The 9,263-nt window shown below is 73.6% G+C and carries 12 protein-coding genes; 9 read left to right on the plus strand and 3 right to left on the minus strand.

Features of this window, described 5'->3' with window-relative positions; all coding sequences use genetic code 11:
- Positions 1 to 20: 20 nt before the first annotated feature.
- The 4 genes from DSM112329_RS06005 (at position 21) to DSM112329_RS06020 (ending at position 2,864) form a co-directional block, all read left to right on the plus strand.
- Positions 21 to 524: a MarR family transcriptional regulator gene (locus DSM112329_RS06005; RefSeq protein WP_354700906.1), complete on the plus strand. Its 504-nt coding sequence runs from the start codon at positions 21 to 23 to the stop codon at positions 522 to 524.
- The gene (locus DSM112329_RS06010; RefSeq protein ID WP_354700907.1) at positions 521 to 1,441 is read left to right on the plus strand and encodes a P1 family peptidase; all 921 of its coding nucleotides are present in this window, start codon (positions 521 to 523) and stop codon (positions 1,439 to 1,441) included. Before DSM112329_RS06005 ends, DSM112329_RS06010 begins: the two co-directional genes overlap by 4 nt.
- A gap of 10 nt (positions 1,442 to 1,451) precedes the next feature.
- Positions 1,452 to 2,222 (plus strand): crotonase/enoyl-CoA hydratase family protein, encoded by a 771-nt coding sequence (locus DSM112329_RS06015; protein ID WP_354700908.1) that lies wholly within the window; start codon positions 1,452 to 1,454, stop codon positions 2,220 to 2,222.
- A 126-nt stretch (positions 2,223 to 2,348) separates the two neighbouring features.
- Positions 2,349 to 2,864: a MarR family transcriptional regulator gene (locus tag DSM112329_RS06020; protein WP_354700909.1), complete on the plus strand. Its 516-nt coding sequence runs from the start codon at positions 2,349 to 2,351 to the stop codon at positions 2,862 to 2,864.
- 8 nt (positions 2,865 to 2,872) lie between these two features.
- Here the strand turns inward: DSM112329_RS06020 and DSM112329_RS06025 are convergent, their stop codons facing one another.
- A complete protein-coding gene (locus DSM112329_RS06025; RefSeq protein WP_354700910.1) occupies positions 2,873 to 3,751 on the minus strand; it encodes a 3-hydroxybutyryl-CoA dehydrogenase in 879 nt (292 codons plus the stop codon).
- Positions 3,752 to 3,856: 105 nt separating this feature from the next.
- On the opposite strand from DSM112329_RS06025, the gene DSM112329_RS06030 reads away from it, so the two are divergent.
- On the plus strand, positions 3,857 to 4,162 hold the full coding sequence (locus DSM112329_RS06030; protein ID WP_354700911.1) for a GNAT family N-acetyltransferase: 306 nt from the start codon (positions 3,857 to 3,859) through the stop codon (positions 4,160 to 4,162).
- 21 nt (positions 4,163 to 4,183) lie between these two features.
- Here DSM112329_RS06030 and DSM112329_RS06035 read toward each other — a convergent pair whose 3' ends face one another.
- On the minus strand, positions 4,184 to 5,041 hold the full coding sequence (locus DSM112329_RS06035; RefSeq protein WP_354700912.1) for a hypothetical protein: 858 nt from the start codon (positions 5,039 to 5,041) through the stop codon (positions 4,184 to 4,186).
- Positions 5,042 to 5,128: 87 nt separating this feature from the next.
- Positions 5,129 to 6,148, minus strand: coding sequence for an alcohol dehydrogenase (locus DSM112329_RS06040; RefSeq protein WP_354700913.1), 1,020 nt, complete (start codon positions 6,146 to 6,148; stop codon positions 5,129 to 5,131).
- Between the two features lie 79 nt (positions 6,149 to 6,227).
- Between DSM112329_RS06040 and DSM112329_RS06045 the strand changes: the two genes are divergently transcribed.
- The 4 genes from DSM112329_RS06045 to DSM112329_RS06060 all read left to right on the plus strand — a co-directional run bounded on the left by DSM112329_RS06045 (position 6,228) and on the right by DSM112329_RS06060 (position 9,221).
- Positions 6,228 to 7,064 (plus strand): SDR family oxidoreductase, encoded by an 837-nt coding sequence (locus DSM112329_RS06045; RefSeq protein ID WP_354700914.1) that lies wholly within the window; start codon positions 6,228 to 6,230, stop codon positions 7,062 to 7,064.
- Positions 7,065 to 7,093: 29 nt separating this feature from the next.
- The gene (locus DSM112329_RS06050) at positions 7,094 to 7,435 is read left to right on the plus strand and encodes a hypothetical protein (protein WP_354700915.1); all 342 of its coding nucleotides are present in this window, start codon (positions 7,094 to 7,096) and stop codon (positions 7,433 to 7,435) included.
- 33 nt (positions 7,436 to 7,468) lie between these two features.
- Positions 7,469 to 8,656: an acyl-CoA dehydrogenase family protein gene (locus DSM112329_RS06055; RefSeq protein ID WP_354700916.1), complete on the plus strand. Its 1,188-nt coding sequence runs from the start codon at positions 7,469 to 7,471 to the stop codon at positions 8,654 to 8,656.
- A 79-nt stretch (positions 8,657 to 8,735) separates the two neighbouring features.
- A complete protein-coding gene (locus DSM112329_RS06060) occupies positions 8,736 to 9,221 on the plus strand; it encodes a hypothetical protein (protein WP_354700917.1) in 486 nt (161 codons plus the stop codon).
- Positions 9,222 to 9,263: the final 42 nt, after the last annotated feature.

Consider the following 9,263-nt stretch of genomic DNA (forward strand, 5'->3'; position numbering starts at 1 on the left):
GGGTGGGGTACAGTCGCGGCATGGATGACCGCGTCGCCCAGTTGGTCGACCAGTGGACCCGCGAGCGCCCCGACGTCGACGTCGCGACCATGGCCACGGTCGCCCGGCTGCTCGGGACCGCGGACCTGGCCCGCGCCGCGATCGGGACGCTCGCCGCGAGCTACGACCTGACGACGGCGGAGGGCGACGTGCTGTTCGCGCTGCGGCGCAGCGGGCCCCCGTACCGGCTCCTGCCGTCGCGGCTCTCGGCCGCGCTGCTCGTCTCCTCCGGGACGATGACGAGCCGGCTCGACCGGCTCGAACGCGGCGGGCTCATCGACCGCACGACCGTGCCGGAGGACCGCCGTGCCGTCGCGGTGTCGCTCACCGAACGCGGGCGGGAGGTCACCGACGAGGCGCTCACCCGGCACATGGCGGCCGAGGAGCGCATGCTCGCGCCGCTCAGCGAGCGCGAGCGCCGGACCCTCGACCGCCTGCTGCGCAAGGTCGCCGACGGCTTCGACGAACGCGTGGGGACGCCATGAGCTCCGCGCGGCTGCCGGACGGCTTCGAGGTCGGCCACTGGACGCACCCGGGCGGCCACACCGGCTGCACCGTGGTGCTGGCGCCCGCCGGCGCGGTGGGGGGCGTCGAGGTCCGCGGCGGCGGCCCCGGGACGCGCGAGACCGATGTCCTCGCGCCGTCCAGCCTCGGGCGCGACGTGCACGGCGTCCTGCTGACGGGCGGCAGCGCATTCGGCCTGGCCGCGGCGGACGGCGTCGTGCGCTGGCTCGCCGAGCACGATCGCGGTCACCTGACACGGTCCGGGGTGCGCGTGCCCCTCGTGCCGGCGGCGGTGGTCTTCGACCTCGGTGCGCTCGACCCCGCGGCGCGTCCCGATGCGGCCGCGGGCCGGGCCGCCTGCGAGGCGGCGTCCGCCGATCCGCCCGCCCGCGGCCCGGTCGGCGCGGGGGCGGGCGTCGCGGCGGGCAAGCTCCTGGGGCCCGACGGCTGGACGCGGACCGGGATCGGCGTGGCGTCCGACACGACGGCGGGAGCGCTCGTCACGGCGCTCGCCGTGGTCAATCCCGTGGGCGAGGTCGTCGGCGCCGACGGGACGCTGCTGGCGGCCAGCCGCGATGCCGGCGGCCGCTCCTGGTCGACCGCCGACCTGATCCGCGACGGGCGCGCCTTCGCGGACCCGCCGGCCGGCCGCGAGGCCACGGTCCTGATCGCCGTGATGACCGACGCGATCCTCGACCGCACCGGCGCCTGGCTCCTGGCCCGCGCGGCGACGGCCGGCGTCGCGCGCGCCGTGCACCCGGTGGCGACCGCCTACGACGGCGACGTGGTCTTCGCGCTCGCATCGGGCCGGGTGGCCGCCGACCCGTTCGCGCTGCAGGTCAGCGCGGCCGAGGCGACGGCCGCGGCAGTCCGCGACGGCGCCCGCGCCGCGGCGTAGGGTCCCGGGCATGAGCACCGTCCGCAGCGAGCGGGACGGGCCCGTCACGACGATCGTGATCGCCCGCCCCGAGGTCCGCAACGCCGTCGACGGCCCGACCGCGGCCGCCTTGGCCGACGCGTTCCGGGCGTTCGACGCCGACGACGAGGCCGCCGTCGCGGTCCTCTGGGGCGAGGGCGGCACGTTCTGCGCCGGGGCCGACCTGAAGGCGATGGGCGGCGAGCGGTCCAACCGGATCGACGCCGAGGGCGACGGGCCGATGGGGCCGTCCCGCATGCACCTGTCCAAGCCCGTCATCGCCGCGGTCGCCGGGCACGCCGTAGCGGGGGGTCTCGAGCTCGCGTGCTGGTGCGACCTGCGCGTCGTCGAGGAGGACGCCGTCTTCGGGGTCTTCTGCCGGCGCTGGGGCGTGCCGCTGATCGACGGCGGCACCGTCCGGCTGCCGCGGCTGATCGGCCACAGCCACGCGATGGACATGATCCTCACCGGGCGTGCGGTCGCCGCGGACGAGGCACAGCGGATGGGGCTGGCCAACCGGGTGGTCCCGGCGGGGACGAGCCGCAGCGCGGCCGAGGCGCTCGCCCGCGAGCTGAGCCGGTTCCCGCAGGTGACGATGCGCGGCGACCGCCTGTCGGCGATCGAGCAGGCGGGCCAGGACGTGCCCGCCGCGATCGCGAACGAGTGGCAGCACGGGCTGCGGGCGCTGACGGCCGCCGTCGAGGGTGCGGGCCGCTTCGCCGCGGGCGCGGGCCGCCACGGCTCCTTCGACGACGCGACCTGAGCGCCCGCTCAGCGCCTCACGGTGCCGAGCTGCGATTTCCGTCATCCCGGCGTGGCGCCCGTCGCCACTCGGCCCCCGGGTGGCCGAGTGGCGGTGGCCGGGAGCGCATGTGGAAAGCTGCAGGACGTGGCACACCCGCTGACCTTCGATCCGATCGACGAGGCCGGCCGCCAGTGGCGCAAGCACTGGGGGGCGGCGTCCGCCCCGCCGATGATGGCGGTGACGTCGATGATGCGCGCGCAGCAGATCGTCCTCGCGCGACTCAACGAGGCCCTCGAGCCCTACCGCCTGTCGTTCCCGCGCTACGAGGCGCTGATGCTGCTGTTCTACAGCCGCGAGGGCGAACTGCCGCTCGGCAAGATGGGCGCGCGGCTGCAGGTGCACCCGACCAGCGTCACCAGCCTCATCGACGGCCTCGAGGGACTCGGGTACGTCGTGCGGTCCGCACACCCCACCGATCGCCGGACGACGCTCGCGACGATCACCGACACCGGTCGGGGGACCGCGTCCGCCGCCACGGAGGCGCTGAACGCGATCAGCTTCGGGATGGAGCCGCTGAAGCGGTCGGACATCGTCGTCGTGACCGACGTCCTGCGCGACCTGCGGCTGGCCGCCGGGGACTTCGAGTCCGGCGACGACTGACGGCGGCTTCAGGCCGCGGCGGGGACCTTCGCCGGCGGGTACTCGTAGAAGCCACGGCCCGACTTGCGGCCGAAGTGGCCGGAGACGACGAGCCGCTTCAGGATCGGCGGCGGCGCGAAGTCCGGGCGCTTGAACTCCTCGTAGAGCGACTCGCCGATGGCGTACATCACGTCGAGGCCGATGAAGTCAGCGAGCTGCAGCGGGCCCATCGGGTGGCCGCAGCCGCGCTTCATGCCCTCGTCGATGTCCTCGGCGGTCGCGAAGCCGTCCTCGTACATGCGGATCGCGGACATCAGGTACGGGACGAGCAGCATGTTGACGATGAAGCCCGCGCGGTCCGCGGTGTGGACCGGGTGCTTGCCCATCGTCGCCGCGAAGGCGCCGGCCGCCGCGAGCGTCTCGTCCGAGGTGTCGATCGCGCGGACGATCTCGACGAGGCTCATGACCGGGACGGGGGAGAAGAAGTGGATCCCGATGACGCGGTCCGGTCGCTGGGTCCAGGCGGCGATCTCGGCGATCGGGATCGACGAGGTGTTCGATGCGAGGAACGTCGCGTCCGGCAGGAGCGCGTCGAGCTTCTTGAAGATGCTGCCCTTGGCCTTCGCGTCCTCGATGATCGCCTCGACCACGCCATCGACGCCGTCGAAGTCGTCGAGCGACCTGGTCCAGGCGACGCGGTTCAGCATGTCGCTGCCCTCCTGGTCGGACAGCTTGCCGCGGGAGACCGCGCGCCCGATCGACTTCTCGAGGCTCGCCTGGGACCGGTCGAGCGGTGCCTGCTCCGGCTCGTAGATCACCACCGAGAGGCCGGCCCGGGCCGCGGACTCCGCGATCCCGGTGCCCATGAATCCGCCGCCGACGACACCCAACGTCTCGATTCCACTCATGGGACGACGCTACCAGATGCTCGGACGTCCGACTACTGGGCGTCATAGCAAGGCGCGGCATGCCGCGGGCCGGGCTGCGGACCGGTCCGGGTCTATGCTCGAGGCATGTCAGTCGACGTCACGGACAACGCCGAGCGGGAGCGCTACGACGTCCACCAGGACGGCATGCTCGCGGGGTTCGCCCAGTACCGCAAGCGCGGTGGGCTGATCGCCTTCATCCACACCGAGGTCGATCAGCAGTTCGAAGGGCAGGGCCTCGGGACGGCCGTCATCAAGTCGGCGCTCGACGACGCCCGGTCCCAGCAGCTGGCGGTCCTGCCGTTCTGCCCGTTCGTCAGCGGCTACATCGAGCGGCACGCGGTCTACCTCGACCTCGTGCCGGAAGCGCGCCGGGGGGACTTCGGCCTCTGAGCGGGGGCGGCCCCGGCCCGGTCACTTCACGGTGACGGCCTTCACCATCCCGAGGGCGTTGTGCGCCTTGCCCTTGGACTGCTTGCTCTTCACGAAGCACACCAGGACGTAGTTCCCGGGGGCGTTCGCGACGGTGAGGTCGTGCGCCTGGCCGGGGCCGACCGCGTTCGCGCTCGTGCCCTCGCCGCGGATCTCCTTGCCGGCGGCGCGCTGATCGTCCGCCCTGACCGCCTTCACCAGGCGCGCGGAGCCCTTCGCGTCGGCGGTCTTGAAGACGACGACGATGTGGTTGCGCTTGCCCTTGTTGACGATCCGCACGTCGCCCTTGCGCGGCAGCTTCCCGGCGATCTCGTACTTGTAGTCGAACATCGAGATCGTCGCGGCGGGCGCGGCCGGGAGCCCCGGGCCGCTGCCTTCGCCGACGGTGAACGGGACGGAGGGCACGCCCTTCTGCGAGCTGAGGTCGGCCAGCAGGTAGGTCCCGGACGTGAGGTCGACGACGATCGATCCCTTGCGGCGGGCGGACACGCCGGTGCCCCCGACGGCGACGACGCCGCCGAGCGCCTCGAAGTCGTCGTCGCTGCGGGCCTTGCTCACCCGCTGCTGGATCGCGGGGACGTCGGCGCCGGCCGGCAGGCGGAGGAGCTGGAAGCCGTGCATGCCCTTGGCCTTGGTGGCCACGTCGATGCGCACGGCGCCGGGCGGGACCGTGGCCGGCCCGGTCGGCGCGGTCCTGCCGTCGGCGGCGGCGAGCGCGAAGCGGACGGTGGGCGGGGCGGCCGCGTCCTCGGCGGTCGCGAGCGCCGCGGTGGCCCCGGTCGCGGCCAGTGCGGCGAGGGCGAGGGGGAGGAGGAGGTGGCGGGGAGTCGGAGTGCTCATGGCGGGCACTCTGCCTCCGGCCGCCCCGGCCCACATCGGGGGAATGCCCCTCCTGTCCCCCGCGCGCCGGGGGAGCTGCTGCCCGGCTCAGCTCCCGGTCAGCAGGACCATCCGGAACCGCGCGTCGCCGGCCATCATCTTGTCGTAGGCCGCCTGCGCCTCCTCGAGTGGCATCGTCTCGATCATCGGCCGCACGTCGGCCAGCTCGCTGAAGGCCAGCGTGTCCTGCGAGTCCTGCGAGGTCCCGGACGCGTGGCCCACGATTCCCGTGCTGCCGCCGATGAACGCCGCCGGCGGCACGCCGAGCGGGTCCATCGACGCGCCGACGATGATCAGGCGCCCGTTCGGCGCGAGACCGCCGACCGCCGCGGCCTGCGCGTCGGCGTTCGAGGCGGTGGCGAGGATGACGGTGGCGCCGCCGAGCGCCTGCAGCGCCTCGGAGGGATCCTCCTGCGTCGAGTCGATGTAGTGGTGGGCGCCCAGCTCGCGGGCGAGCTCCTCCTTCGCCGTCCCGCGGGCGATGGCGACGGTGCGGAACCCGAGCCGGCGCGCGAACTGGATGCCGAGGTGCCCGAGCCCGCCGACGCCGAGGACCGCGACCGTGTCGCCGCCGCGGGCGTCGCTGCGGCGCAGCGCGTTGAACGTCGTCACGCCCGCGCAGAGCAGCGGGGCGGCGTCCTCGGCGGACAGGTCGTCCGGGATCAGCGCGAGCGCGGTCGCCGGGACCACCACGTGGTCGGCGTAGCCGCCGTCGAAGGTGACGCCGGGGATGCCCGTGTTCTGGCAGGCGATGAAGTTGCCGCGGCGGCACGGCTCGCAGTGGCCGCAGTTGCCGCCGAACCAGCCGACGCCGACCCGCTGGCCGACCTTCCAGCTGCCGACGTCGTGGCCGACCTCGTCGATCACGCCGGCGATCTCATGACCCGGCACGATCGGGAACGTGACGCCCGGGTATCCGCCGGTCACCGCGAATACGTCGCTGTGGCAGACGCCGCAGGCCTGCACGCGGACGCGGACCTCGCGGGCGCCGGGGACGGGCACCTCCCGCTCCACGAGCTGCATCGGCCCGCCGGCCTCGCTGATCTGCACTGCGCGCATCGTCGCCATCGTCTGCTCCGTTCGTCTGCTGGGGGACGCGGCCCAGGCTAGTGACCCGTCCATGGGTGCTCGATTAGGCTCGCGGACCGTGAGTCAGATCTTCCGTGAGGGGCTGCTGGACGGCCAGGTCGCGATCGTCACCGGCGGTGGCTCGGGCATCGGACGCGCGACGGCGCTCGAGCTCGCGTCCCTGGGGATGCGCGTCGCCGTCTTCGGGCGCCGCGTCGAGCCGCTGGAGGAGACGTGCGCGCTCGACCCGTCCGGCCGCTGCACCGCCGTCGTGTGCGACATCCGCGAGGAGGACCACGTCGACGCCGCGGTCGCCGGCGTCGTCGAGCGGGAGGGGCGCATCGACCTGCTCGTCAACAACGCGGGCGGGCAGTTCCTGACCCCCGCCGAGCTGATCACCCCGAAGGGCTTCCGCACCGTCATCCGCCTGAACCTCGAGGGCACCTGGCTCATGACCCATGCCTGCGCGACGAAGGCAATGATTCCGGCCGGTGGCGGCAAGGTCGTGTCGATCACGATGACGCCGCACACCGGGCTGCCCGGGATGACGCACTCGTCGGCCTCCCGCGCCGGGATGGAGTCGATGATGAAGACGCTGTCGATCGAGTGGGCGCGCTTCAACATCCGCCTGAATGCGATCGCCCCCGGCATCGTCGGGACCGACACGTTCCTCACGAAGTACCCAAAGCAGTTCGTCGAAGGCGCCGCGGAGACCGTCCCGCTGCAGCGGCTCGGCACCCCGGAGCAGATCGCCTGGATGGTCGCGCAGCTGGCGTCCCCCGCGGGCGACTACACGACGGGATCGGTCATCACGATCGACGGCGCGCGGGACAACCACATCGGCCCGTGGCCGCCGGAGCGGGAGCTGGGGGAGGACGGCCTGCCGGCGATCGAGGTGCGCCGGCCGCGGGACTAGAGCGCGGGTGACCGGGGTATTGCTCCGGCATGCGCCGCCGACAGCTGCTGTCCGTCCTCGCCGTGCTCGCCGTACCGGCCACGGCTCTCGGAGCTGGGGCCGCCCCTGCGGGGGCGGCGAAGGCCCCGCTGGCCGGCAGCAAGAAATGCGCGAACGGCAAGTACGTGCTGCACGTGCGCGTGAAGGGGTGGTCCTGCGGCAAGGGCCGCAAGGAGGCGCAGTACTGGGAGACCACCGGCCGCGGGCACTGCCGCAAGGGCTACACGTTCCGGCAGTACAGCCTGCCTGCGGGCGTCAGCGGCCCGGGCGGCAGTTACCTCAGCTGCGGCAAGGGCGGGGTCCGCGTGTTCTGGGTCGAGGGCGGCGACTGACCGATGGACGCCCCTGCGGTCTAGGGTCCGGGCATGCCCACGGATCCCACGCTGTCCCCCGAGCTCGCCGACCTGCAGGAGCGCACGCGACGCTTCGTGGACGACGTCGTCATCCCCATGGAGGCGCGGGACGATTCGGCCGGGGCCCACGGGCCCAGCGAGGCGTTCAAGACGGAGCTACAGGACGCGGCCAAGGCGGCCGGGCTGTTCGTCCCGCACCTGCCGGCGGACCTGGGCGGGCTCGGCCTGGACATGCGCGGCCAGGCGATCGTGTTCGAGGAGGCGGGCCGCTCGCTGCTGGGCCCGCTCGCGCTGAACTGCGCCGCGCCCGACGAGGGCAACATGGCGATGATGGAGAAGATCGCCACGCCGGAGCAGCGCGACCGCTTCCTGGCGCCGCTGGCCGCCGGCGACGTGCGCTCGTGCTTCGCCATGACCGAGCGGGCCCCCGGCGCCGGCTCGGACCCGTCGATGCTGCAGACGACCGCCGAGCGCGTCGACGGTGGCTGGGCCATCAACGGCGAGAAGTGGTTCATCACGGGCGGCGTCGGCGCGGCGTTCGCCATCGTCATGGCCAAGACGGAAGGCGGCGCGACGATGTTCCTCGTGGACACGGACGCCGCGGGCTTCCGTGTCGAGGAGGCGATCGACACCATCGACCGCATCAGCCCGGGCGGCCACGCGCGGCTCACGCTGACCGACTGCGTGGTCCCCGACGACCAGGTCCTGGGTGCCGCCGGGCAGGGCTTCAAGTACGCCCAGGTCCGCCTGGCCCCCGCGCGCCTGACGCACTGCATGCGGTGGCTCGGGCTCGGGCGGCGGTCGCTCGAGATCGCGCTCGACCGGGCGTCGACGCGTCAGGCCTTCGGGGAGCGCCTGGCCGACCTCGGCCTCGCTCAGCGGCTGATCGCCGACGCCGTGATCGACATCGAGACGAGCCGCGCGATCATCCAGCGCACGGCGGCCGTCCTGGACGCCGGCGTCGACGGTGGCCTGGCCTCGTCGATCGCCAAGGTGCACTGCTCCGAGGCGGCGTTCCGGATCATCGACAGCGCGGTCCAGCTCTGCGGCAGCGACGGGATCACGGTCGAGCCGCTGGGCCGCTACATGGCCGAGGTGCGGCCGTTCCGCATCTACGACGGGTCCAACGAGACGCATCGCTGGTCGATCGCGCGGCGCACGGTGCGGGCGCGCGAGCGGGCTGTCGGTGTCTCTGCCTGAACAGCCGTCCGTCCAACCGGGCGCTCAGACGTCCGTCCAGTGCCACACGGAACGCGCGAGACCTGGCAGCATTGCGCCCGTGCCGGCTTACCTCCAGGCCTCGCTCGCGCTGGCTGCGACGACCCCGATCCTCGCGAACGCCGTCCCGGCCCCGCGAATGCGCTCGGGTCACGTCGGCACGCTGTGCCTCTGTCTGCTGGTGTCGTCGGCGCTGACCTTCATCGTGGCCGCGGGCGTCGTCGTCCTCGGGCTGCTGACGATCCTGCCGGGGTTCGTCGTCATCACGCCGGCGCTCGCCGGGCTGGCGATCGCGGTCGTCCTGTCGATGACGTCCTGCTGGATCTCGACGTCGCAGGAGCGGATCGTCGACGAGGCCGAGGAGAGCGACCCGGACTCTGACAGCGACGACGGCGGCGGCGGACTGCGTCCCGAGGACGAGCCCCCGCGCGACCCGGGCCCGTCGGACGGCATCGCGTGGGACGCGTTCGACCTCGAGCGCCAGGCGTGGGAGGCGACGCGCACCGAGCGCGACCGCGACGCCGAACGGGAGCTCGTCGGGGTCTGACGCAGCAGCCCGCCGTGCCGGCCGGGCGTTCGCCGGCCGCGA

The sequence above is a fragment of the Paraconexibacter sp. AEG42_29 genome, from assembly GCF_040581415.1.
Classification (GTDB): domain Bacteria; phylum Actinomycetota; class Thermoleophilia; order Solirubrobacterales; family Solirubrobacteraceae; genus Paraconexibacter.